Origin of the sequence: Leeuwenhoekiella sp. W20_SRS_FM14, from assembly GCF_052119605.1 — a bacterium.
In the GTDB taxonomy this organism is placed as follows: domain Bacteria; phylum Bacteroidota; class Bacteroidia; order Flavobacteriales; family Flavobacteriaceae; genus Leeuwenhoekiella.
Genome location: NZ_JBGQOK010000002.1, coordinates 281,216 through 307,100 on the forward strand (window position 1 = coordinate 281,216; position 25,885 = coordinate 307,100).

23 protein-coding genes are annotated in these 25,885 nt (G+C 37.1%); 10 read left to right on the forward strand and 13 right to left on the reverse strand.

Features of this window, described 5'->3' with window-relative positions; genetic code table 11:
* Positions 1-38 precede the first annotated feature (38 nt).
* Positions 39-1,595 carry an NAD(P)/FAD-dependent oxidoreductase gene (locus ACEN25_RS04785; RefSeq protein ID WP_441801902.1) on the forward strand — a complete coding sequence of 519 codons (1,557 nt, stop codon included), beginning with the start codon at positions 39-41 and terminating at the stop codon, positions 1,593-1,595.
* An 80-nt stretch (positions 1,596-1,675) separates the two neighbouring features.
* On the opposite strand, the gene ACEN25_RS04790 is transcribed toward ACEN25_RS04785, so the two are convergent.
* Both ACEN25_RS04790 and ACEN25_RS04795 read right to left on the reverse strand, forming a co-directional pair.
* Positions 1,676-1,840, reverse strand: coding sequence for a hypothetical protein (locus tag ACEN25_RS04790; protein WP_441801903.1), 165 nt, complete (start codon positions 1,838-1,840; stop codon positions 1,676-1,678).
* A 129-nt stretch (positions 1,841-1,969) separates the two neighbouring features.
* Complete coding sequence (locus tag ACEN25_RS04795) at positions 1,970-2,377, reverse strand: hypothetical protein (RefSeq protein WP_441801904.1); 408 nt, start codon at positions 2,375-2,377, stop codon at positions 1,970-1,972.
* Positions 2,378-2,956: 579 nt separating this feature from the next.
* Here ACEN25_RS04795 and ACEN25_RS04800 point away from each other — a divergent pair.
* The 3 genes from ACEN25_RS04800 to ACEN25_RS04810 all read left to right on the forward strand — a co-directional run bounded on the left by ACEN25_RS04800 (position 2,957) and on the right by ACEN25_RS04810 (position 5,818).
* Positions 2,957-3,268, forward strand: coding sequence for a hypothetical protein (locus tag ACEN25_RS04800; protein WP_441801905.1), 312 nt, complete (start codon positions 2,957-2,959; stop codon positions 3,266-3,268).
* 112 nt (positions 3,269-3,380) lie between these two features.
* Positions 3,381-3,806 (forward strand): Fur family transcriptional regulator, encoded by a 426-nt coding sequence (locus tag ACEN25_RS04805; RefSeq protein WP_441801906.1) that lies wholly within the window; start codon positions 3,381-3,383, stop codon positions 3,804-3,806.
* 41 nt (positions 3,807-3,847) lie between these two features.
* Positions 3,848-5,818: a heavy metal translocating P-type ATPase gene (locus ACEN25_RS04810; RefSeq protein ID WP_441801907.1), complete on the forward strand. Its 1,971-nt coding sequence runs from the start codon at positions 3,848-3,850 to the stop codon at positions 5,816-5,818.
* A 42-nt stretch (positions 5,819-5,860) separates the two neighbouring features.
* Here the strand turns inward: ACEN25_RS04810 and ACEN25_RS04815 are convergent, their stop codons facing one another.
* The 6 genes from ACEN25_RS04815 to uvrA form a co-directional block, all read right to left on the reverse strand.
* Positions 5,861-7,042 carry a DUF748 domain-containing protein gene (locus ACEN25_RS04815; RefSeq protein WP_441801908.1) on the reverse strand — a complete coding sequence of 394 codons (1,182 nt, stop codon included), beginning with the start codon at positions 7,040-7,042 and terminating at the stop codon, positions 5,861-5,863.
* 25 nt (positions 7,043-7,067) lie between these two features.
* Positions 7,068-8,099, reverse strand: coding sequence for an XdhC family protein (locus ACEN25_RS04820; protein WP_441801909.1), 1,032 nt, complete (start codon positions 8,097-8,099; stop codon positions 7,068-7,070).
* A gap of 141 nt (positions 8,100-8,240) precedes the next feature.
* Positions 8,241-10,088 carry a PLP-dependent transferase gene (locus ACEN25_RS04825; protein WP_441801910.1) on the reverse strand — a complete coding sequence of 616 codons (1,848 nt, stop codon included), beginning with the start codon at positions 10,086-10,088 and terminating at the stop codon, positions 8,241-8,243.
* 223 nt (positions 10,089-10,311) lie between these two features.
* Positions 10,312-11,727: a tRNA uridine-5-carboxymethylaminomethyl(34) synthesis GTPase MnmE gene (gene mnmE / locus ACEN25_RS04830; protein WP_441801911.1), complete on the reverse strand. Its 1,416-nt coding sequence runs from the start codon at positions 11,725-11,727 to the stop codon at positions 10,312-10,314.
* 168 nt (positions 11,728-11,895) lie between these two features.
* Positions 11,896-12,456, reverse strand: coding sequence for a hypothetical protein (locus ACEN25_RS04835; RefSeq protein ID WP_441801912.1), 561 nt, complete (start codon positions 12,454-12,456; stop codon positions 11,896-11,898).
* Between the two features lie 236 nt (positions 12,457-12,692).
* Complete coding sequence (uvrA, locus tag ACEN25_RS04840; RefSeq protein WP_441801913.1) at positions 12,693-15,476, reverse strand: excinuclease ABC subunit UvrA; 2,784 nt, start codon at positions 15,474-15,476, stop codon at positions 12,693-12,695.
* A 309-nt stretch (positions 15,477-15,785) separates the two neighbouring features.
* Here uvrA and ACEN25_RS04845 point away from each other — a divergent pair, with 309 nt between their 5' ends.
* Complete coding sequence (locus tag ACEN25_RS04845) at positions 15,786-16,370, forward strand: RNA polymerase sigma factor (protein ID WP_028374679.1); 585 nt, start codon at positions 15,786-15,788, stop codon at positions 16,368-16,370.
* Positions 16,371-16,618: 248 nt separating this feature from the next.
* Here the strand turns inward: ACEN25_RS04845 and ACEN25_RS04850 are convergent, their stop codons facing one another.
* The 5 genes from ACEN25_RS04850 to ACEN25_RS04870 form a co-directional block, all read right to left on the reverse strand.
* Complete coding sequence (locus ACEN25_RS04850) at positions 16,619-17,251, reverse strand: hypothetical protein (RefSeq protein WP_441801914.1); 633 nt, start codon at positions 17,249-17,251, stop codon at positions 16,619-16,621.
* 70 nt (positions 17,252-17,321) lie between these two features.
* Positions 17,322-17,717, reverse strand: coding sequence for an ACT domain-containing protein (locus ACEN25_RS04855; RefSeq protein ID WP_441801915.1), 396 nt, complete (start codon positions 17,715-17,717; stop codon positions 17,322-17,324).
* A 75-nt stretch (positions 17,718-17,792) separates the two neighbouring features.
* Complete coding sequence (locus ACEN25_RS04860) at positions 17,793-18,851, reverse strand: hypothetical protein (RefSeq protein ID WP_441801916.1); 1,059 nt, start codon at positions 18,849-18,851, stop codon at positions 17,793-17,795.
* Positions 18,852-19,082: 231 nt separating this feature from the next.
* Positions 19,083-19,727, reverse strand: a complete 645-nt coding sequence (locus ACEN25_RS04865; protein WP_441801917.1) for a hypothetical protein — start codon at positions 19,725-19,727, stop codon at positions 19,083-19,085.
* Between the two features lie 139 nt (positions 19,728-19,866).
* Positions 19,867-20,523, reverse strand: a complete 657-nt coding sequence (locus ACEN25_RS04870; protein WP_028374686.1) for an endonuclease III domain-containing protein — start codon at positions 20,521-20,523, stop codon at positions 19,867-19,869.
* A 93-nt stretch (positions 20,524-20,616) separates the two neighbouring features.
* On the opposite strand from ACEN25_RS04870, the gene bcp reads away from it, so the two are divergent.
* The 5 genes from bcp to ACEN25_RS04895 all read left to right on the forward strand — a co-directional run bounded on the left by bcp (position 20,617) and on the right by ACEN25_RS04895 (position 25,833).
* Positions 20,617-21,072: a thioredoxin-dependent thiol peroxidase gene (gene bcp, locus ACEN25_RS04875; RefSeq protein WP_441801918.1), complete on the forward strand. Its 456-nt coding sequence runs from the start codon at positions 20,617-20,619 to the stop codon at positions 21,070-21,072.
* A gap of 253 nt (positions 21,073-21,325) precedes the next feature.
* Complete coding sequence (locus ACEN25_RS04880; protein ID WP_441801919.1) at positions 21,326-22,885, forward strand: hypothetical protein; 1,560 nt, start codon at positions 21,326-21,328, stop codon at positions 22,883-22,885.
* Between the two features lie 74 nt (positions 22,886-22,959).
* The gene (locus ACEN25_RS04885) at positions 22,960-24,780 is read left to right on the forward strand and encodes a cytochrome c peroxidase (RefSeq protein WP_441801920.1); all 1,821 of its coding nucleotides are present in this window, start codon (positions 22,960-22,962) and stop codon (positions 24,778-24,780) included.
* Positions 24,781-24,851: 71 nt separating this feature from the next.
* Complete coding sequence (locus ACEN25_RS04890) at positions 24,852-25,220, forward strand: hypothetical protein (protein ID WP_441801921.1); 369 nt, start codon at positions 24,852-24,854, stop codon at positions 25,218-25,220.
* Between the two features lie 106 nt (positions 25,221-25,326).
* A complete protein-coding gene (locus ACEN25_RS04895; protein ID WP_441801922.1) occupies positions 25,327-25,833 on the forward strand; it encodes a hypothetical protein in 507 nt (168 codons plus the stop codon).
* Positions 25,834-25,885: the final 52 nt, after the last annotated feature.

The following is a 25,885-nucleotide window of genomic DNA, read 5'->3' on the forward strand; positions in this document are numbered from 1 at the left end:
ACTTTCTTCCACCGAAGCATTGACTATATTTGCAAGGTATGAGCACACTTATTTCTTTAAATATTCTTCCGGAAGAATTAGAAAATACAGATCTTATTTTGAGGTCTGCTTCAAAAAAAGCAAATATTAACCCAAACCAGATTAGAGATTGGCGTATACGCAAGCGATCAATAGACGCCCGTAAAAAGCCGGTTAAAATGCAACTTCAGATAGAAATCTGGAAAACTGAAGAGCAGCGCGAGCCTCTTAACAAATTTAATTCTCAAGATGTAAGTAGTTGCCCTGCAATAGCGATAATTGGCGCAGGTCCTGCAGGTTTATATGCGGCTTTGCGTGCTATAGAAGCAGGTTTAAAACCTCTCGTTTTTGAACGCGGTAAAGAAGTACGAGAACGCAGACGCGATCTTGCTAAAATAAATAAAGAACAAATTGTAAATCCTGAGTCTAATTATTGTTTTGGAGAAGGGGGTGCGGGTACTTATTCTGACGGAAAGCTTTATACACGATCAAAAAAACGCGGCAATGTATTAAAGGCTTTAGAATGGCTGGTTCATTTTGGTGCAGATGAAGATATTTTGGTAGATGCGCACCCGCATATAGGTACAAATAAATTACCTAAACTTATTACTGCAATGCGTGAAGCTATAATCGAAGCCGGTGGTGAGGTTCATTTTGATTCAAAGCTTACCGATTTAAAGATCGAAGAAAACAGAATAAAAGGTATTGTTATTAACAAAACCCAGAAGTATGAGTTTACAGAAGTGATATTGGCAACAGGTCATTCTGCCAGAGATATTTTTTATATGCTTCACGATAAAAAGGTAAAGCTTGAGGCTAAACCTTTTGCACTGGGTGTGAGAATAGAGCACCAGCAAGAAGTGATTAATTATATTCAATACCATGGGGAAATTAATAATCCTTATCTCCCGCCGGCTGCTTACAGTCTGGTGGCACAAATAGATGGAATGGGTGTGTACTCGTTTTGTATGTGCCCCGGTGGGATTATAGCTCCGTGTGCTACTGAGCAAGAAGAGGTAGTTACTAACGGTTGGAGTCCTAGCAAACGCAACAATCCTTATGCAAATTCAGGGATAGTGGTTAGTGTAGAGCCAAAAGATTTACCCAATTACACTCCAGATGATCCTTTTGTTTGTCTTAATTTTCAGAAGGAAGTAGAACGTATTTGTTGGGTTGCAGGGGGAAAAACGCAGCAAGTGCCGGCACAACGTATGACCGATTTTGTAAAAGGAATTAAATCTAAAGATTTCCCTAAAACTTCGTATCAACCCGGAATTGTAAGTGCAGACCTTAATAAAGTTCTACCGCATTTAATAGCCAGTAGGCTGAAGAAAGCATTTGTAAATTTCGGTAAAAAAATGCCGGGCTATTTATCTAAAGATGCCGTATTACATGCTCCGGAAAGCAGAACTTCATCGCCGATATCTATACCCAGAAATAATGAAACTTTAGAACACGTAGAAATTCACGGACTTTACCCTTGTGGAGAAGGAGCCGGTTATGCCGGTGGTATTATGTCTGCCGCTATAGACGGTATTAATTGTGTAGATGCGATTGCCCTTAAATATAAGCTTTGATCAGACAATCACATAACCCTATAAACTACAAAAGCCCTGCAATTGCAGGGCTTTTGTTTGGATCTTTGTAGTTTTTTGAATTACTCAGCAGCAGGAGTTTCAACTTGAAGAGTGTCAGTAACAACTTCTTCAACTTCAACTTCTTGAACAGGAGCTTCAGGAGCAACTTCTTCCATAGAAGTTTCTTCCATTACCTCTTCTGTCTTCTCTTCAGATGCTTCTCTGCAAGATGCAACTGTAATCATTAGACTCAATGCGAAACCAGCTAATAAAATGCGTTTCATAATTATAAATTTATTGCGTTTAAAATGCGTGCGAATGTAATCTAAATCTTAATACGCCAAACAAATTAATTAAAAATTTTTTTATTTTTTTTAGGCGTAAGCCTGAGTGATCATTTTGATTCTTCGATCTAAAAATTGCTTCTCTTTTAAATCGAGCTGAGAGGCAGAATTATTGATGTAGAGTTTTGAATAATTTTTAATAATTTCTTGCAGAATTTGACTTCTAGATTTCTTTAGAATTGCTGTATTTAAGCATATTACCATATTTTTAGGTTCGATAATACATATCTTTTTAAAAGGATTCCAGAAAGTGGTAATCTGCACGTTGTCTGAGGCAGAATTATTCATATTATCAATAATATTCTGAAACTTTACAGCATCTTTTTGATTTAAATTATTAAGTAATTCTTGTTGGAAAAACGGACTGCGCAGTATTAAATCTGCTCTATTTACCGCGCTTTTAACCAAAGTGTTTGTGCCCTCATATATTAGGTTCATATTAATAAGATTTAAAAATGGTATCGAGATTTTAAATCGATATAATTTCAGATTATTTTAAGTTATTTAAAGAGGGGTAAAGGGGCGTATAATTTTAAAATGAACTTTGTGAAATTTTATTAAATAGGGGTAATATTCCTACTCACATATCATTTTTATCTTACACGATCTATCAAATCTAAAGATATAATTTGTCATTTAGGATACGGTTAGTTGACAATTAGATACGTTACAGAAATAAACGATTAAGTGTATTTATATACACTAATTATAGGAAGTTTTCTTAAAAATTGAGATAATACTTAGAAAATCATTTATTTAATTAAAGAATTTAAATTTTAACAAGTACAAAAACTTAACTGATCGCTTTTAAATTGAAATCACTTATTAAATGATAATTTGTGTGAATAATTAGGTTTGCAAACAAGGTCTCCTTTTAATTAAATCTAATAAAAATCTTAAAATCTAAGAATTTGCATTAAAACTTGGGAAATAATTAATAGATGCTATTAAAGTATTTGTAATGAATTTAATACTATGAGAATGGTCTTGTAATTTAGATGAACTAATTAAAAGATTATGAAAACGCTTATAACCCTATTCAGTATATTTTTAATTTCCTTTAGTGGGACTACTATAAATGAATCATCTGCAGAACTTGTTCAGGACCAACTCGTTTTTGACGGTTACGAAGGAAATTATTATTTCTTTTCTGATGAAAATTATCAGGCAGTTGTATTAGAAGTTTCTAATCAGGAGACTGTAAAAAATTATGATCTTATTAATGGAAATTTAGAAGGTAAAGTTTTTAAAGTAGCCTATACTGCAACCGAAAATCCTGATAATTCTTCAGCAATAGGAATCATTCAATCCATAAAGCCTTTACCATAAAATAGATACTCATTAAAAAGCCCGAAAGGGCTTTTTTTATTGCTATAATCGAGCTATTCGTAAACGCTTGGTTAATTTTGTGGAGAATTTATAAACGCTTTAGAACAGAGTTATGCTGAATACCATACGTGTTGAAGAAAATTTACAGGCAAAGCACATTCGACCTACGGCTATGCGTATTTTGGTTTATAAATTATTAAATAGTGCAAATAAGGCGCTTGCTCTGGCAGATATTGAACACACCTTTGGTACAGCAGAACGTACTACTTTATTTAGAACACTTAAAACTTTTGAAGAAAAAGGTATTGTACATCAAATTCAGGATGGTACGGGTATTACTAAATATGCATTGTGTGAACCCAACTGTAATTGCGAACTCGATCGTGATTTACATTTACACTTTCACTGTACCATTTGTGACGATACCGTATGCCTTACAGAGCATAAAATACCCCATATCAACTTACCAGCAGGATATAAGGCCGAAGACGCCAACTTGGTTATAAAAGGAGTGTGTGATAAATGCAATTCGCTGTAAATGCACTTCTGTTGCATTGATTATAGTGAGACCTTGCAACTATGAAAACTCTAAATAGAACTCCAAACAAAGTTAAAGATTGCTGCAGTACAGGCGACGAGCATTCAGAACAAGATAACCCTAATGAATCAGGACATAATCATTCTGTAAATAGTGGATTTAAATCCTATTTACCGGGTATTTTCAGTTTTATACTTCTGGTAACCGGCATTGCATTAGATTTTTTTGAAGTTGGTTTTTTTAGCGGATGGGTGCGGCTTGTCTGGTATCTAGTAGCTTACGTTCCGGTAGGGTTACCTGTAGCCCTAGAAGGATGGAATAGTATCAAAAATGGAGATTTTTTTACCGAATTTCTCTTAATGACCATTGCAACAATAGGAGCTTTTATTCTGGGAGAATATCCAGAAGGGGTGGCTGTAATGGTTTTTTATGCGGTAGGTGAAGAGTTTCAACATACCGCGGTGAGTAATGCTAAGAAAAATATTAAAGCATTATTAGATGTGCGTCCTAATGAGGCATTGGTATATCGCAATGCTCAGTTTATTTCAGTAGATCCTGATGCTGTAGCAATAGGTGAAAAGCTACAGGTACGTGTGGGGGAGAAAATTCCTTTAGATGGAATTTTAACTTCGGAAAAAGCAACGCTTAATACTGCTGCACTAACAGGAGAGAGTACGCCTGCTTCGGTACGAAAAGGAGATAAGGTTTTTGCCGGAAGCATTAATTTGGAGCAGGTAACTGAACTAGAAGCTACCGCAGTATTTAAAGACAGTTCGGTAGCGCGTATTCTAGATCTGGTTCAAAATGCAACTTCCAGAAAATCAAAAACAGAATTATTTATTAGAAAATTTGCCCGTATTTATACGCCAATTGTAGTTTTTCTGGCGATAGGATTAACCTTGTTTCCGTATTTTATTGTTGAAAACTATGTGTTTAGAGATTGGTTATACAGAGCATTAATCTTTCTGGTAATTTCGTGCCCTTGCGCTTTAGTGATTTCTATTCCGCTGGGCTATTTTGGAGGTTTAGGAGCTGCATCCCGCAACGGAATATTATTTAAAGGCGCTTCCTTTCTAGATACCATGACTAAAATTAATACGATAGTTATTGATAAAACGGGAACGGTAACACAGGGAGTTTTTAAAATAAAACAAATTGTAAACCATACAGATTTTAGTGAAGCAGAATTTATGGAATATCTGCTGGCACTAGAAGAAAAATCAACTCACCCCATTGCAAAGGCACTTTTAGCCTATAAGCGTGAAACTTCAGAATTTGAAGCGACCTCAATAGCAGAAATTGCCGGTAAAGGTTTATCAGGAACGGTAAATAATAAAACGGTTTTAGCAGGTAATAAAGCACTAATGGATGCGCACAACATAATCGTACCCAAAGAAACTGAAACAATTGTTGAGTCTTTAGTCTACGTTGCTATAGCCGGAAATTTTGCAGGTTATGTAGTTATAGCAGACGCATTAAAAGAAGATGCGCACAAAGCAATTGCTGATCTTCGTAAAGCAGGCATTTCAAAAATCATTATGCTTTCTGGCGATAAAGATTCTATAACTCAACAAGTGGCTAACGAACTTAAACTAGATTGGGCAAAAGGAAGTTTATTACCTGAAGACAAATTGAATGAAGTAGAAACACTTAAAAAGCAGCCGGGTGTTTATGTGGCATTTACAGGTGATGGTATCAATGATGCTCCGGTGCTTGCGGTAAGTGATGTAGGTATCGCAATGGGAGGATTAGGAAGTGATGTTGCTGTAGAAACGGCAGATGTGATTATACAAACAGACCAACCTTCAAAAATTGCAAAAGCGATTAAGATAGGACATTCTACCCGTAGCATTGTTTGGCAAAATATTGCCCTGGCTTTTGGAGTAAAAGCCGTAGTTATGGTGCTGGGCGCGGGTGGTCTTGCTACAATGTGGGAAGCTGTTTTTGCAGATGTAGGCGTTGCATTCTTAGCAATACTGAATGCGATACGTTTACAAAAAATGAACTGGTAACTACTAGTTTTATTAGTGAATTGATTGTCGTAAAGTTAAAAGCTACAAAGTATCCCTGTCTTTTTCCGCTCTGCGTTCTTCCCGTTTTTGTTTACGTTCTTCTTTTCGGGCAGCTCGTTTTTCTTTAGAAGTTAGGTCTTCATCGTCTTTAAAAGCATCTTTAAATTCGATTTTATCGTCAGTTTCTCCTTTAAATGCGCGTATCCAGGCATTTTTAAAAATTCCGCCTATAGTAGGCCAGACACCTGCTTCTACATTGTTTAAATCACCTTCAAGAGGGATTTCGGTAGCTAAAGTATCTGTACGTTGATTTTTGAAAGCAAATTTAAAAAAGCCTACAAAGCCTTCCCACAGGGTTTCTAAAAAACCATCTTCCTTACCTATAAGTTTAGTGTCTATAAGTAACGGCTTAATATAGCCTTTTAGATAGCCGTCTGCTATGGCAAGTTCGCTATACAATTCTACCGTACCGCTTTCAAAATCGATTCCGGCGTAATAATTTGTAAAATCATTTAGTGCAGTAGCGTTTGCTTTCTGAAGCGAAAATTCAAGATCCATATCAGGAACTTCTTTTATGATATTGATGTTTCCGTCAAGTTTCACGTTTCCACCTCCAAAAGAAATACCTGTGGCGCTAATAGGAGAGGGGAGCACACGTTCTTTTTCAACCACATTACGCAGGTTGTCTGCGGTAAGTTCGAGCTTTTCAATAGCAAGGTCTACATTAGGATCTGCAGTTAATTGTACAAAAGCCAGTTTACCATTATGCACTTCAAAATGGTTGATTTCTAAAGGAACAATTTCGGTGATCGCTTTTGTCCAGTCATCAACATCTGCAGTTCCACCTTCAGGAGTTGTTTTTTGATCTTCAAAAACATAGATAATTTCGGGGCTGTTCATGGTAATTTCAGCAACAATTTTACCTTTGATTATAGATTTCCATTCTATAGAAATATCAGTCTTCGGAAAATTTAAAAAAGGAACCTGAGTTCCGGCATCTACTTTATTTAAATAAAGTTTGTTAAGCACATAGGCGCCCCTGTACAGTGCAATATCCACGTCATCAACCTGCCCGTAATAACCAGGAATATCTGCTAAAGCTTTATTGATAGAATTTTTAACCAGAGTGGGTAAATACAGTCTAAACGCTATAAGTAGTATGAGTAGCGTAAGCGGTAATACGTAACGTTTCTTTTTATAACGCGCTCTTTTTGTGGTAGCCATAAATCTTATTTTAATGCTTAATGGACTATGCGTGGATACTTCCGGGAATGTCTCGCAGCGATTTTATTTCTTTCTTTCGCACGACAGCGGTAATTTCAGAAATTATAGAATTTGCTATTTCTTGTGGTGTAATGGCTCCAATGTCAAGACCTGCCGGACCGTAAATTTTATCAATAAACAAATCGGCTTTATCAGGGCGAAATTCGATTAAATCATTGAACAGTTTTTCACGACGTTTTACAGAACCTAACGAGCCGATGTAAACCGGATTTTTTTCCAGAATGTGTAAAAGGAAATTAAGGTCTGTAGCATAATTGTGATTCATCAAAACAACCGCCGAATTCTCATCAATAGACAAGGTTTGACTTTCTTCAGGACTAATATGTAGTAGGTTTGTAACGCCCGGAAAGTGTTGTAAAGCTTTCTGATCTTTAACCGAAGCAATCACAGTGACTTCCCAGCCCATTAGGCTTGCTAATTGACCAAGTTGTACCGCGTCGTGTTCTGCACCAAAAAGGAATAACTGAAATAACGCGCTCAATTCTTGCTGAAAAAAGAGTAGTGCTTCTTCATTTTCAGGTTTAAAGTTTTCCGGTTCTGAATAGGTCTTAATTTTATCTCCGTTACTCAATAGAATTTCAGAACCCAAACCAGGTATGGGATTTTCAATATCTAAGGAATATTGTGATGCAATTTTGAAGGGTGTGCGCCTCTCAAATTCTGAAGCGAGACTTTTAAAAATCGTCTCGTTTACCACAAAGGGTTCAATAAGAATATATAAAATGCCTTCACAGCCTAAACGGTAACGACCATCATAAGTCATCATCTTAGGTTGATGATTTTCAAAAACTGAAGCAGCTTGAAATAAGACTTCTTTTTCTACACAACCACCACTTACCGCACCAGTCATAGTGCCATCTTGAGCGATTAACATGCTAACGCCGGGTTTGCGGTAAGACGAACCTTTGAGGTGAACTACAGTCGCCAGAACGCAGGAAATGCCTTTGGTATAATACGCAAAAGCATTTTCTACAATTTTTTTAAATTCGTGAGTCATTGAATAGCACTAGATTCTGAAAACTTCAGAATAAATTTTAGATTTCTTAACCGTTTACCGAATTTACGAAACTATAGCTGAAACTAAATTTTTTAGCATTTAATTGACATTAGACTTTAAAATATGATGAGACTGTTTGTTTTAATTTAGCTCTTCCACAAACTTTTTAAACACCTTTTTATGTAGCTCTAGATTTAAGTTGGGCGATAAAGATACCCGTACAATATAATCTTTATCACCTTCTTTAGTCGTTCCCTGTGTTGAGGTTGCAGGTATCGTCCAGTAACATCCTTTTAATTGACCATAACTCACACAATATTTACTCTCTTCTGGAATAGCCGTGATCATCATATTAATGAGTTTAAGATTTAATGCTCTCTTGTAAGTCTCTTTTTCTTCTGCGGAGTCTCCTTTTGTGGGGAGATCAAGTGAAAAAACAGAGGGGGTAAAGCCTTGTTGCGCCAGTTCTTCGGAAACAAAATTAATTTTAGCAGCTGGTAAGGTTTCTTTTATAAAATTCACAAATTCACGCGTGTTTTTATAAGCTTCTGCAATACGAGCATTCATAGAAGGCAACTGTTCTGCAAGAATTTCAACCTGAAGTGCTGTAGCCTCGTTATCGCAAATTTTAAAGTGTTTTTCTATTTTTTCGAGTAGGTATTCCGCTTTTTTATTGGCCACGCAATATCCTGCAGTACACTTTCCACCACTGGGAAATTTAGATCCGCTTACGTAGGATATGGTTTTTACATCTGCAAGTATTCCTTCCTCACTTAAAAACTGAACATTAGGACAAAAGGTTTGATCTAAAATAAAAACAGGATGAATCGCTTCAGTTCCTTGAGGCGTTTTACGTTTTTTACTTAAGGCTTCTCGCAGCTTATCAAGATCAGGAACCTCAACTCGCGGATTAGTAGGAATTTCAGCAATGATATAAGGCACGGCATCTTCGCGGGCAACCTGATCTAAAACCTGATTTGTACTTTTAACCATATCGTTGTCCCCATCAACAGGAAGATCTAGTATTTCTACCCGATCAACACTTGCTGCCACGCGTCTAGCCTGATCGTTTGTACCCCCATAGCAATTAGGCGGAACGATAATTTTTATAGCCTTACCGGGATGCTTTTCCAGCGCATTGTCAATAAGCCCCATCATTATCGCATATTGAACCGATAAACCCGACGAACCCAAAAGCACTTTAGCCTGAGTCGCCGTAATTTGCTGTATAGTGCTTACGACTTTGGTTTTATTTTTATTATAATCACCTGCAGCAGAATCAGCTATGGGTTTCCCGGTTAATAGTTGTAGCATTTTAAGACTGTCTGCTGGCGTCATCGCTATAGATTCTCTTCTTCGTACGTGCTGTATGGGAGCTACATAATCTGCATTTTCCGCTCCGTTAATCAACAGAATACTTCCCAGTTTATCGTGAAGACTTACTAAGAAATCAATAGACTTATGAATATGTGTTTCAGCAAGATTTATGTTATCAGAAATAAAAATAGTGCTTCCTTCAAAATGAGGTAATGCAGCAGGATTCTCAACTTGTATGAGTTCAAAATCGTAGCCGTAAACCTGTTTTAGACTTTCGGTATTAAAATGTTCGGGTAAATTACCGGTGTAGGCAATTCTCGTTTTTTTATTAGTCAGCGCATTGGTTCTTAAAATGGCTAAAACAGGCATTGTTAGAGAAGAAAAACTAATAACACATTCCGCTTTAAGTGTATTCATCTTAGCAACACTCCATTCAAGAATGCTAGATAACGGATGCCCCAGTCTAATATAGTCGTATGCGGTAGGTAATTGGCTTAGATTTGCAGTACTGATCACACCAGAATTCAGCAGGTTTTCAAATTCTTCTATAAAGTGACTTTTGGCCCGTTCTTCGTTATAAATATCAAGTCTGTGCGTAGTTAATTTTAACCAGTCTCCCGGCATATTAGCTAACACCTCTTCTATAGCTTTTAGTACGTTGTTATCGTTCAAAGTAGTTTATTTTAAAGTTGATCGCGCGATGGATCTGATTTAATTTGCTTTATAAAGCAAAAAATTTACGTCTTTTTTACTGTTGCAAAGGTCTTAAAAGTATGACGCTTTTGCAGCGATAAACTAACAAAGATCGACCTTAAAATTGAGGTTGTTGTAATAGAGTCATTTGATTACATGATCTAGTGTGACAATACTTGTTTAGATGTTTGGTTTTGATGTGTTATTTACCAATACAAAAATTAGCAAAAATATTACCCAAAAGTTCGTCGTTTGTTACCTGGCCGGTGATTTCACCAAAGTGATACAAGGCTTCTCTAATGTCAATTGCCATTAAATCACTGCTTAATCCATCATTAATGCCTTGTTGTACTTTTTCGATTTCTTCAAGGGCTTTTAGGAGGGCGTCGTAGTGGCGGGAGTTCGTCACTAAAGTCTCGTTATTGCGAAGAGCGCCCATATTTACAAATTGCAGCAATTGTTCTTTTAACTCATCTACGCCCGTACCGGTTTTAGCAGAAATCAGAAGCACTGTAGATTTAGTATTTTCGGGTATTAATTGAGCTAATTGTTCGTTGATGCTGAGTTGTTCTGCTTCGGTGAGGTGGTCTATTTTATTTGCGACCAGCACTAAAGGTTTATCCGGAAAACGGTTGCGTATTTTTTGAATTTCAACAATAAAAAGATCGGGTTGATTTCTAAACTTATCAGCATTAATAAGGTAAAGAACCACCTGAGCCTGTGTGATTTTTTCAAAAGTTTTTTTGATTCCCAGGCCTTCTATGACATCTACAGTCTCACGTATTCCTGCAGTATCTATAAAACGAAATCCAATTCCACCTATTGAGAGTTCGTCTTCAATAGTATCTCTGGTTGTACCTGCAATATCGCTTACAATCGCACGCTCTTCATTTAAAAGCGCATTGAGCAAAGTCGATTTTCCCACATTTGGTTCGCCTACAATAGCAACAGGAATCCCGTTTTTAATGACGTTTCCTGTGGCAAACGAATCGATAAGACGTTTTAAAACACGTGTTATTTTTGTGATCAGATTCTGAAATTCTTCGCGATTGGCAAACTCTACATCTTCTTCTGCAAAATCAAGTTCGAGCTCGATAAGCGAAGCAAAATCAAGCAATTCCTGACGTAACTGAGCGATTTCATTAGAAAAACCCCCACGCATTTGTTGCATTGCAATTTGATGCGCTCCGGCATTATCGCTGGCGATTAAATCTGCTACGGCTTCAGCCTGGCTCAAATCCATCTTACCATTAATGAATGCGCGTAGGGTAAACTCGCCGGCTTTAGCAGCCCGACAGCCTTTTCTGAATAAAAGCTGTAGAATTTCCTGCTGAATATATGAGCTTCCGTGACACGAGATCTCAACAGTAGGTTCTCCCGTATAGGATCGTTTTCCTTTAAATATGGAAACTAAAGCTTCATCAATGATTCGGTTTCCATCTATAATATTTCCTAAATGTAGGGTGTGGGATTCCTGATCGTTGAGAATCTTTCCGCTTTTGGCATTAAAAATAGAGGATACGAGGCTTAAAGCATTTTCCCCGGAAACGCGTATTACGGCTATCGCACCCGCTCCCGGTGCAGTCGCTAGTGCGGCTATGGTGTCTTGAATTTGCATAGCGGTAAAATTACGAAATATTGCTGTGGCGACACGCCATAAAAAATCCCTTACAAACGAATTTGCAAGGGATTCATCAACTAACCAACCAAAAAATCAAACTAGATCTCGCTAATCAGGCGAGTCTTACTTTTATTCAATACTAAACTTAAAAACTCTTAGTACAATTTATGATCTGCGACTGCGGTTGCCATATACTTCAATCACTTCAATTTTTTTATCTTTCTTATATTTTCCGTTATAGAAATCACCGGTTTGTTTGTAAATACGGCCGCTTCTGTCGTAATGCATTTTTACATTACCTAGTTTATCTAAACGTCCTTGTTTATACTTTACAGGAATATCCCCAATACGCGCCACCTGGCCGTTGCGTAAATAGTCAATATTTATAGTGCCTATTTGGGTAACCTGACCGTTTCTATTATACTGTACATAACCTCTTCGGTAATTTGCTCCGGTGCCATAATTCACAGCATAATTACCCGGATAATAAATCTCTTTAACATATTTACCATTCAAACGGGTAGAAGAGGGTGTTACGTTAAAATCTAAAGTCCCATCAGGATAAACCAGAAATTCTACACCACGCTCTATAAAAATCACCGGACTCATAGTCGTATGATTTACTAAAACTTTATCGCCACTAGCATTTATTGGTGCTAGATCTGCTGCCTGCGCAGTTGCTCCGATTACGAAACTTGCTGCTAAAAAAAGTAAAGTGCGTTTCATGTCTTTCTGTATTTTTAGATCAATTATTAAAAATTAATCCTGTTATACTTAAGACTTTCCAAACGCCGTGCCAAACTCAATACAAGCTAAGTATTTCGCTAAATCGGAGTACTTAATTTTGGTTTATATTGTTTTACATCAGTATGTTACGTCTATATTATAAATCACATAAATAACAAACACCGAATAACAAACACCGAATAACAAACACCGAATAACAAATAACCTTTAAGGTATTAGAGCTTCTCTTTTAAATATTGAGCCGTGTATGACTTTTTGTTTTTAGCCACTTCTTCAGGAGTTCCCGAAGCGATTAAATAGCCGCCGTTCTCGCCACCTTCAAGACCTAAGTCTATCACGTGATCTGCACATTTAATTAAATCTAGATTGTGTTCTACAACAAGAATAGAATGGCCTTTTTTAATTAATGCTTCAAACGAAGTCAATAGCTTTTGAATATCGTGAAAATGAAGACCGGTGGTAGGTTCATCAAAAATAAATAGGTTTTTCTCTTTGGTGATTCCTTTTACTAGAAAAGAAGCCAGTTTAATACGTTGCGCTTCTCCACCAGATAAAGTAGAAGAACTTTGACCTAGCGTTACATAACCTAAGCCCACATCTTGTAAAGGTTTTAGTTTACGCGTGATCTTGTCCTCTTTAAATTCGGTGAAAAAGGAAATCGCATCGTCTATGGTAAGATTTAGGATATCGTCTATATTCTTACCTTCAAACGTAACTTCTAGTACTTCTTTTTTAAAGCGCTTTCCTTTACAGACTTCGCATTCTAGATGCACATCAGCCATAAATTGCATTTCTATGGTTACTTCGCCTTCTCCTTTGCAGGTTTCGCAGCGCCCGCCATCTACATTAAAAGAGAAATGTTTTGTCTGAAAGTTGCGTATTTTACTCAGTTTTTGACCTGCAAATAAAGATCTGATATCATCGTACGCTTTGATGTAGGTTACCGGGTTTGAACGTGAAGAGCGACCTATAGGGTTTTGATCTACAAATTCAATATGATTAATATTATCAAATTTACCTTCAATCCCTGTCATTTGACCGGCTTTTTCTCCAAAACCACTGGTTTCTTTAAGCATAGAAGGGTAGAGGAGTTTTTTAACCAGCGTACTTTTGCCACTACCGGAAACACCGGTTACAGCTACAAACACACCTAGCGGAAAGCGAACATCTATATTCTTTAAGTTGTTTTCACGAGCTCCTAAAATAGTTACATAATACTTTGAAGTACGGCGTTTTGCAGGAACTTTAATTTGCATCGAGCCGTTGAGGTATTTAGCGGTTAGGGAGTCGCTTTTCAATATTTTGTCATACGTACCCACAGCAACCAGGTCACCACCAAATGTTCCTGCTTCTGGGCCTATGTCAATAATCTCATCTGCTGCTTTCATAATATCTTCATCGTGCTCTACCACAATTACGGTATTACCAAGATCACGCAGGTTTTTAAGCACTTCAATAAGACGCTCTGTATCTTTAGGATGCAGGCCTATACTGGGCTCATCAAGTATGTACATAGAACCTACCAGACTACTTCCTAAAGAAGTTGCAAGGTTAATACGCTGTGATTCTCCACCAGAAAGTGTATTTGATTTTCGATTGAGCGTAAGGTAGGTGAGTCCCACTTTTGATAGAAATTCAAGTCGGCTTTCTATTTCCGTAAGCAGTCGTTTTGCAATTTTAGCATCGTGCTCTCCTAATTCTAGATTTTTAAAGAAATCTGCAACTTTATTTAGCGGAAGCCCTACCAGATCTGTAATTGTAGCGCCGCCTATTTTTACGTAGTTAGCCTCTTTCCGCAGGCGTTTACCACCACAGGTTTTACATTTTGTTTTTCCGCGATAGCGCGAAAGCATTACCCGGTTCTGAATCTTGTAAGCTTTAGATTCCAGATAATCAAAAAACTGATTGATGCCTTCAAAATGACTGTTTCCATTCCATAATAAATTCTTTTGCTCTTCTGAAAGTTCGAAATATGGTTTGTGAATGGGGAAATCAAATTTATAAGCTGTATTAACTAGTTGGTCCCTATAGTAGCTCATACTATCGCCGCGCCACGGAAATACTACATTTTCATAAACTGAAAGCGCTGTATTAGGAATAACCAGATCTTCATCTATACCTATTACATCGCCATAACCCTCGCAGGTAGGACACGCCCCATACGGATTATTAAAACTAAACAAATGCACATTAGGCTCTAAAAAGGTAATGCCGTCTAGTTCAAAACTATTACTGAAGTGACGCTGCTTACCGGTTGCCAGGTCTTCAATATAAGCTTCTCCTTTTCCTTCAAAAAAGGCAGTTTGTACGGCATCGGCCAGTCTATTCTCAAAATCCTCATCATCTTTGGTAATGATTCGGTCTACCACCAGAAAAAGTTTGTCTGATGATTTTATGCTTCCGGCTTCTTCAATACGTACGACTTCATTATTTACTTTGATACGAGCATAGCCTTGTTGCTGTAAAATATTGAGCTTTTCTTCAATCTTTCGACCTTTTTCAACAATAAAAGGAGCCAAAAGCAACAATTTACTGCGCTCTTCAAAACTCTTTACATAGTCAACAATATCAGTTACCGTATCTTTTTTGACTTCGTCGCCCGAAACCGGGGAATAGGTTTTACCTATGCGCGCAAAAAGGAGTTTAAGGTAATCGTAAATTTCTGTTGAGGTCCCTACGGTAGACCGCGGATTTGTACTGTTTACCTTTTGTTCAATGGCAATCGCAGGTGCAATACCTTTTATATAATCTACTTTAGGCTTATTAAGGCGTCCTAAAAACTGCCGTGCATACGATGATAAACTCTCAACATACCGGCGTTGACCTTCTGCATAGAGCGTATCAAAGGCGAGGCTAGACTTACCAGAACCCGATAAACCGGTTATTACAACCAGTTTATTACGAGGTATGATAACATTTATATTTTTTAGATTGTGCAGTTTTGCACCTTTAATAATGATATTTTTTTTAGGATCTGCTTTAGAAACGTCAATAATCATAGCGATGTGGCCGCAAGCGGCATTTAAAACCCCATAACAGACTTAATTTCTAATTGAAATTATTGGTATTAGTCTCTTACAGGAGGTGAATTCTTTTGATACAAAGATAATTTATAGTAGCGATAACACCTCAAAGATTTGCCCAACGTCCTGTTAATGTTAAAATTGTATCTGGGTAGTTGTTTATTTGGAATGAAAGTTGTTATATTTGGCTCACTATAAACCACTAAGCGCAAAGCCTATTCTTGAAAATTACTTTTTAAATTATTGAATTGATCCTAAGGGTCTTTAAACTACAAAAGTAATTTTATGGAAGATTTATTAAATTCTGACGCTGCTTTAGTGAGCAAATATATCAAGGGCGAAGAAAGTGCTCTTTCTGTTCTTATCTCAAGACATCAACAACGCATTTACAGTTTTATTTATTCTAAGGTCTACGACCGCGACGTTACCGAAGATATTTTTCAAGACACATTTATTAAGGTTATACGCACATTAAAACGTGGAGGTTATAATGAAGAAGGCAAATTCTTGCCCTGGGTTATGCGTATCTCACACAATCTTGTAATAGACTATTTTAGAAAGAACAAGCGTATGCCCAAGTTTGACAATACAGGCGATTTTAATATTTTTTCGGTTTTAGGAGATCCAGATTTAAATGCAGAGAAGCGCATAATTAAAGATCAGGTAGAGCAGGACGTACGTAAACTTATAGACGAGTTACCAGAAGATCAACGCGACGTTTTAGTGATGCGTATCTATAAAGACATGAGTTTTAAAGAGATTGCAGAATCTACAGATGTGAGTATAAATACAGCATTAGGGCGTATGCGATATGCGTTAATTAATCTTCGGAAAGTAATTGAAAAGAACAACATAATTTTAACAAACTAGATTAGACTAAAACTAAGAAGTGTGCGTTATAGAAGTCAATAATCTTCTAAACCACATTTAATGGAAAACATTTACTCTAAAAAATCTCTTTTACAAAACAACAAAATGAATCCTTCGGAGGATACCGTAAACCGGATTTTAAATTATTCTAAGGCTTTAAGTGTTATGAATACCAAGATTGGGAAGGTAGATAACTTTCTCAACTAACAGAAAAGACCCGCTTTTAAGCGGGTCTTTTTTATTTTAAATTAATTCTCGTAGTAGCTGTATTCTGAATCAACACGCTCGGGATCGCCAAATTCCTGTAAGCCGTCGCTTTTTATATTTAGTGCTTCTTCATTTGTAGGTTTAAAATCTTTAGGTAAGTAATATGATTTTTTAAGATAGCTGGTTAAACTACCATAAGTATCGGTTTTGCGATTTGTCATAAATGATTTTCTATAGGGAAGATTATCGCCTTCATAATATTCTACAATCGCTTGTAAACCTTTTGAATCATACAACTCGTACGAGGTAGGCACGTCAGACTCCGGTACGTCATAATTTTTAACCAGTGTAGCACTGGTATCTCTGCAAATTAAAACCTTCTCGTTCTCGTAAAAGCAGATTTTGGTTCCCGTTATTTTTTTATCATATTCCGGGAAGTCACTAATGGTATCTTTAGGTTCGCTTAAATGGTCTATATATAAAATCGGATTTTCTTTTCTGTCAAAGTGTATTTCTGAGTATTCAATAAGTTCTTCTTTAGCGTCTGCTAATACGGCGTAATGTTTGTCTATACGAGTTTTTACAGGTTTTGAAGTTTGAGGCGTGGGGGAAGTATTTTTTTGTGAATTGCACGCTGTCATCAAAATAACCAGGGTTAACAGAATATATTTCATTAGGAGATAATAATTTTTTAAAGGTTTGAAAGCGCAAATAAAAGATAATGTTAGAAGATTGAGTCAGACATTAAGTATTTGATAACGCTTTTAAAACATTCATAGCGTTCTCTGCATCTTCCTGAGCTACAAAAATATGATCGTGGTAATAACCGGAAATCACGTTACAACTAATTTGTGCCCGTGCCAAAGCAGTTGAAAAAGCTGCTGTTAAACCTACCGCTTCTAACGAAGAATAAATTTCTAACGTGATCCAGGATGAACAATAGCTATAATTTAAATGTAGTGCGTCTGCTTTGGCTTGTTCTAGAACAACGGTAATACCTTCGGGTTCTTTAAACTCAAAGAGCGTTTCATTGCGGTTAATAGTGTTGAGATCACCTAGCGAACAAAAAACAAAAGTGCCTGTATTCAATTTAGGCTTTATACCCTTAATGAGTTTTTTTAAATTTTTCTCTCCTGTCATCACGCTGTTTATAAATGAATGTCTGAATTTAAACGATACTCAGAATCAACTAATTTTGAGGCTAGCTTCAATAAGCTACTCTAAACGACTAAGCGCTTTAGAATTTCTTAATAAAAATACATACTGAAAGTACGCAGTGGTACTCAAATCGTCTTTGGGATTTATGGATTCTCCAAATAAGCGGGATTTTATGTGTACTAAATCCTGTGAGTTATCGTAAGGTGATGCTGCGCCATCTAGTTTGAATAAAGTAATTGAGTTGGCACTGCTCACTTCTTTTAAGTCTTGTATACCTTTAACCAGCATTAACGGGCCATCTGCATTAACCCAATCAAGCTGCTCATTAGGTGGTGATGGAAAATTAGGATTCTTAGGTAAATACATGGCACTGTTGAGCGTAAAACTTACCATACTCGTAGTCTTAAATTTTGAGTCCAGCAGGTGAGTCGCAAATGTAGTTTTGCCCTGTTCTGTAGTACTCTGTAAAACGTGATTAAACCCAAAAAAGCCGTAGAATTTTTTATGCTGAAGGTTTAGCGTTTGTACAGTATGTTTAAAATTAAGTACCATCGCAGAATCTCGGGGAATAGCGGAATCATAATTCTCAAAACTTGTATCTATTCCTAATACTTTAATTTTTAAAGAATCGTGTTGTTTTAAATTGTAGTCGTATAAAGTATTCCATTTTTCAAACAATTGACGGCTAGCCTGCTGCGGAATACGAGTACCTACAGCCGTTACGACTTTTTTTAGTAAGCTAGTATCTTTAGGTGTACGCGCTAAAAACGTATTTAATATACCAGCAGTTGTACTATCCATTTCAGCAAGATAGTGGGTTACACCTAGCTTTTTATGAAGGAATAAAAAAAGCGTTTTATCTAAGGTTTGATTGTCTGCATAACCGTGTATTTCTCCCAATAAAAACACCTGCGATTTGTAAAAATCAGCATCAAATAAGTGGTCATTTAAGGTGGTATCTAGTACCGTGTTATGATTCTTGAGATAGGCGATATGTTCTTTGTTTTTAGAACCTAGAAACAGGCTATTACTGATGTAGATATACAGACCTAAAAGTAGTAGAAGTGCTAATAAGCCACCTAAGAATTTCAGCAGTAGCGTAAAGATTTTTTTCATAATGCGTAGTAGTGATTTAATTTAGGCACAATACTACAGTCTAAAAACTAACAGCTGTTTTTTAAATTACCCAATGGTGAATTTTTGATGCTGACGTGTCTTTTTTATGGAGTGAGCAAAATTTGTGAGTCGCTATTGCAACCGTTTTATTTTTCAAGCAAGATTAAACAAAAGGATTTTAAAGACTCTATTTGAGATACCCTATATAAAGACCTTAAAGTATTTCTGTTTTTAGGCAGCAACAAGTAGAAATGCATCCATAAAAGTCCACACACCATTTTCTTTACGGCAGTATATAAAGCCGCCATCTCCACAAAGACCCCCGCACGCATTCCAAATTTCAAAAACTGCCTGATCTTTATTTTCAGAATAGGAAATAAGACTTAGGCTCACATACCCCTGTGATTGTGGGTGTATTTTATAGAAATAATCCCAGAAACTCTCAAGATTTTCATAGGTATTAGTTTTAGAAAGTTCACTAATATAGGTAAGCTCAGGTTCTGTAATTAGTGTTATCATTTTATTATTAACACTAAATTTATCATCAAAAAATTTAGTCTTAAGGTTTACTTCAATTAGCTTTGTAAATAAGCTAGCTTCAAAATCGGGATATCTACTTTCTAAATTTTTTTTAACATGTTCCGTAGTCTCAGTAAAAGCACTTGCGTAATTTTCTTCACTAGACTCTTGAGATACAACTACATTGGGTGTATTATATTGCTCTAAAAACGAGCTGTAAACTTTATAATCATCATCAGAAAATTCATCGGGTGTACTCAATTCAAATTCCGGAAAATCGTCTACGTTATCATCTTTAGAACAACCGGTATTTAAGATAATAAGTAAAAAAAGGATTGTGTATTTAAAGTAATTCATTGGTTTTAGATTAGCTATTAGGCATTAACTAATATTTATGTTTCTCAGTCAACTAAGATAACTAATAATTATAGGGTAGCATTACAGATAACCTCATGTAGGCATAAAAAAAAGCAGCATAGAGCTGCTTTTAGATAGTTTACTTCCTATTCTTATACCATTCATCTACCACAGATTTTCTCCCAATAGTAGCGGTTATAATGTCCTTATGTAAATCCCAACCGCGAGCAGGGCTGTATTGGCGGCCGTACCAGATGATTTGCAGGTGCAGCTCGTTCCAGAGGTCTTTAGGGAAGAGGCGCTTGGCATCTTTTTCAGTTTGTACCACGTTTTTACCGTTAGTCAGATTCCAGCGGTACATAAGCCGGTGAATGTGCGTATCTACGGGGAAAGCAGGTATATTAAAGGCCTGAGAGACCACCACGCTGGCGGTTTTATGACCTACCGCTGGCAGTTCTTCAAGAGCTTCAATGCTTTCAGGAACCCTTCCGTTGTACTTATCAATTAAGATATGCGACAGGCCGTGAATACCTTTAGCTTTCATAGGCGATAATCCTACGGGTTTAATGATCTCTCGTATTTCTTCCACAGATAGTTTTATCATATCATACGGGTTATCTGCGATTTCAAAAAGCAGGGGCGTGATTTGATTTACTTTTACATCTGTGCTTTGTGCACTCATCAATACAGCTATCAATAGAGTGTACGGGTCTTTGTGATCTAACGGAATGGGAATTTGCGGATAAATACGCTTTAACGTATCTATAACAAAAGTTACCTTATCGGCTTTAGTCATTATCTGTAATTTTAAGGCTAAAATACAAAGAAGCACAGGTTTTAAGTGTACTTAAAAAGTGCTTTCTGAACTTAAAAATAAAAATTGAAAACTATGAATACATTAAAGGCAGGAGACCAGGTACCTAATTTTACAACGACAGACCAGGATGGCAACGTGATTAACTGGAGTGATTATAGCGATAAAAAAGTAGTGGTATTCTTTTACCCAAAAGCATCTACGCCGGGCTGTACGGCAGAAGCCTGCAACTTAAGAGATAATTATACAGCGCTGCAAGAGCAGGGGTATGCTATTTTAGGAGTAAGCGCAGATTCAGAAAAAAGGCAGGCTAATTTTAAATCGAAATACGAATTTCCGTTTCCATTATTAGCAGATGAAGATAAAAAGGTAATTAACGCTTTTGGCGTTTGGGGGCCTAAAAAATTTATGGGTAAAGAGTATGATGGCATTCACAGAATGACCTTTCTGGTAGAAAACGGTACAGTTACGCGCGTTATTGACAAGGTAAAAACCAAAGACCACGCTGCTCAGATTTTAACTGAAGCCTAAATTGACGTTTTAATACCTACTAAAAGAAGACCGCTGTAAAGCGGTCTTTTTAGTTTATAAAAATTTCATATTCAGCACTATAATGTATGTTGAGTTTACATTTAATACGAGAATAATTCTAAATAGTAATCTTTAGGTAACATTTTTAACAGTGTGGTTAATTAAACTTAATCTAACCAATACACCGGGTTAACGCCTTAAGTCTCTTGTCTAGATAGCTTTGTCACCAGACTAAATAACTAAAACTATGACAATGATTACTCTAAAAAAATTGCTTCTTAATTGTATGATGCTTGCTTCGGTAGGTGTTGTATTTATGGCGTGTGAGGGCGAAGATGGCCTTGACGGAATCGACGGTGTTGATGGTGCAGACGGCACAGATGGTGTTGACGGAAATGATGGGAGTGACTTCACTCCAGACCCGGGTATGTTTTCAGACAAATCAAACCTGGCTCCTTTAGTGGCAATGATGCCTCAGTTTAATTACGTAAAAGCCTACTCACTTTTGAGTTCGTCTGATACGTTAAGTAACCAATTTAAATTAGTAGGTGCTCAGGATGGTGCGGGATTCTTAAAAGATCCTAAAAGTGACGGGTATATTTATGTGGTAAATGCAGAAGATACCTACGCGGTATCTCGTATTATGTTAGATAAAAACCTGAAGCCATTAACAGGTGAGTGGTTATTAAACTCTAGTGTGGGTGATTTTGCACGTCAGTGTTCGGGTACCATGTGGGAGGCTGCTATTCATGGAGGTTCTCAAGACTTATTTCTTTCTGCTTCAGAAAGTATTAACTACGATGTAAAGGGTATAGACCCATATATGACTCCAACTCCGGGAGCAGACTTTGGTTTAGATGCTTTAGGTGAATTCTCATGGGAAAATGCAGTGCCGCTTCCTAAAGATGCGTATACCGGTAAGACAGTGATTATAGGAGGTGATGATGATTCTAGTGGGTCTCAAGGTCAGGTGACTATGTATCTTTCAGAAAATGGAGATGCCGACTTAGAAAACGGTAAAATCTATGTGTTGCGCTTTAAAGAAGTTTCTAATGGCGCAGGCGGAAAAACTGCAGTTACAGCGGGTCAAATTTATAACGAGAGTAACTTAGATTTTCAAAAATCATATGCAGTAGAATTTGTTGAAATCGCCGGCGGAAAAGACTTGACTAAAAACGAAATGGAAGATGCTTGTATAGCGGTACAGGCTTCAGCATTTATGCGTGTTGAAGATGTAGATTATCAAAAAGGTTCTGATGCTAAAGCGCGTAATGTATTTTTTGCAGTGACCGGTCGTGGTCCGGGAGCAGGTACCTACAATGATTGGGGTACGGTTTATAAATTAGAATTAGATGCTGCTAACCCATTACAGGGTAATTTAACTCAAATTATTAGCGGAAATACAGATACCAATAAAGCAGATGGTAACGTAGCCTTATTACAAAGCCCAGACAACATTTGTGTTACTGAAAACTTCGTGTATTTTCAAGAAGATCCTAACTCGTTTTCAAAAGGACACAGTGCATTTATCTATCAGTCAGACTTAAACGGTAATAACTCACGTCCGGTTTTAGAGCTTGTTATTCGTCAGGATTTAGTAGAAAACGGCAGTAGTGGCTTTAGTGGAGAATTTGGTGCACTAACAGATATATCTGATAAAGTAGGAGTACCGGGAACTTTTATCTTAAACCTACAACCTCATTACTGGACAAACGCTTCCTTTAAAGGTCGTGATGGTCACAGTTTTTCAGACCTAGGTGACGAAGACGATCAGGGAGGACAAATTGTTTTATTACAAGGTTTACCCAGATAGATTTATTCATAATTCAGAATTACAAACCTCCGTGTATTGCGGAGGTTTTTTCCATTTATAAAGCGAAACCATTTATGTATAGTAGAATATCCCTGCTTCTCATCTGCAGTGTGCTGTTGCTCAGTAATTCTTGTAAAAAAGAAACCACTACTGAAGCTTTAGAACAACGTATAGACTGGTCTGCAGCCCACAACTTTTATTTAGAGAATATAACCCTAGCCCTAAGCTATATCGATAGTTTACAAACTGTGCAATCATCAGATATAAAAGCTAAAACCTATTTTATTAAGGCTCGGGAAGCCTTTAAACAGGCAGAGCCTTTTGCGTCGTATTTAAGTCCCGAAGTGGGGCACCAGGCAAACGGTCCTGCATTACCCAGACTTACCGATGATACTCAAAAAGTTTTGCAGCCTATAGGCTTTCAAAAGTTAGAAGAATCTATTTACGAAGGTGGCGTAAGTGAAACGCAATACACAGAAGAAGTGCAGCTTACTAAAGGATTACTTTCGGTTTTAAAAGCGAGTATAGAAAAGCGCGATTTAAATGCGCAGCGGTTTTTTATTGCGACACACCAGCAGTTGATGCGAATTTTAAGTTTTGGGATTACCGGTTTTGATACGCCTGTAAGCGAACTGGGATTAAATGAAACGCAGATTTCTTTAAACAGTCTTGTACAGGTGTATGAATTGAGTTTGCAAAACACGGTACAGACCGTAGATGCTGAGCTCGATAAGAAGTTTAAAAACGAAGTAGCGAGTGCCGTTGCTTTTATAGAAAAGAATAAAGATTTTGCAAGCTTTGACCGGTATACATTTCTACGTGATTATTTTAATCCTATTACCCGCAGTTGGGTAGCAATACGCAAAGTTTCTAATATCTGGGAGCCCGTTACTAACAAACCCTTCAATTTTGATGCGCCCACTTTTTTTGAAAGGGACGCGTTTAATGTAGATTTTTTTAGACAGGCAACAAACAGTAATCCTACGCAGCAACAAATAGATTTAGGAGCACGTTTGTTTTTTGATAAGAAAGTTTCTAAAGGGGAGACTATGGCATGTGCAACCTGCCACATCCCCGAGAACGCGTATGCAGACGGTTTAAAGCTCAACTTTTCTAATGCAGGTGCACTTTTAAAAAGAAATACTCCTACACTTATTAATTCAATTTTTCAGCAGGGGTTTTTCTGGGATGGTCGCGCCCCAGATATGATGTCTCAAATTTCGGGAGTGTTTACTAATGATGCCGAGTTTGATAGTGCGGTGCACGAGTTTTCAGACGCTATTTTGAAAGACTCGTCCTATGTAGACGCTTTTAAAGAAGTTTTTGGCGAACGTAAATGGACGAATGATGAGGTAATTAAATCCCTTTCAGCATACATCTCTACCTTAAATTCTTTTGATTCTAAATTTGATAAAAATATGCGTGGGGAAGAAGACACATTCACTTCCGCAGAAAAACAGGGGATGAATCTGTTTATGGGAAAAGCACTTTGTGCCACCTGCCACTTTATGCCGCTTACCGGCGGTACCGTACCGCCTTTTTTTACAGAAACCGAAAAAGAGGTTATAGGAGTTCCTAAAACTGCAGCCAATAAAACTATAGACTCAGATAGCGGTTTTTATTTTATGTATGAAGAACCTATGCAATTTGGGATGTTCAAAACACCTACCGTGCGTAACGCTGCGGTAACAGCACCCTATATGCACAATGGTGTTTATGAAACGCTCGCACAGGTTATGGATTTTTACAATAAAGGAGGGGGAGCCGGTCTTGGGTTTGACCTACCACACCAGACTTTACCTTTTGATAATTTACAGTTAACCGAAGACGAACTGCAATCGCTGGTTGCTTTTGTAGAAACATTAACCGCAATACCTGTTCTTCAAAAAGAGTAGTTTAAACCCATTTAAAAATTCGTAAAATTTAGCAGCAACTTAACAAGTTGCTGTTTAACTTTGTACTCATAATGAAAACATTTTTGAAAACCATTTTTATCACTATGTTGCTGTTTTGTACAGCACAGGCGAGTTATGGATTTTCAGGAGATGATGATTCTACCATTACGGTACCGGCAGACAAACACCGTGCACAGCTTACAAATAACAATGATCAGGCGCTGGTTATTGAGCATATTGTTTTAGGTATTCCTGAAATTGCTTCCCGCACTCAGGAAGAGTGTTTAACCGAACATTTTACCTCACCCGGGTTAACTCTAGAGGTTGCAAATACAGCTTCAGAAAATGACGTTGATCGCGATTACTTAAACTACGCTATCACCATTTGTCCTGCGTTGAGCGGACTGGTGATGATATTTCCTTTTCATCTTTTTCCCTAGTATTTAACTGCTTAATAGAATTTGTGAGTGTACCTAATGGGTATGACTCCAACACCTGATGCTTTGCATCAAAAAAATTCCCATAAAAACAGTTTAAATAGTAAGTATGAAAGTAGATATGATTTTAGTCTTCGCCATTGTAGTTGGCCTGGTAGCAGTTCCTTATGCATTGTTTATAATTTTTGGATCAGGAAATTCAAAGAAAGTTGCCAATCAGATTAAAGAGGAAGCTAGACAACACAATTTAAATATTAACCAGCAGGAAAAATGGTCGTCTCGCCATATTGCTTTAGACAGTGTAGCTAACAAGTTACTTTTTGCAAGAACTGAAAACAAAGAGTTAATTTTTAAGCACGTAGATTTAAATAGCATTAGTCGCGTTGCGATACTTGAGCACGTAGAGTCTAAACGTATAGATGGAAAAACCCACAGTACATTAGAAAAGCTTTCTTTAGAATTTATTTCTGCAGAACACGCGCAGACGGTTGTTTTAAATTTTTACAATTCTGAAACTGACGCAACTCAAAATTATGAGGTTGCTCGTGCTACAAAATGGAAAACCTTGATTGAAAACCAATTAAATCTGGGCTTAAAAAAAGCCAAAGCAGCCTAATACAAAATAAGTTTGGTTAGTGAGAAAAGCTCTGAGCGTTTGAATGCTCAGG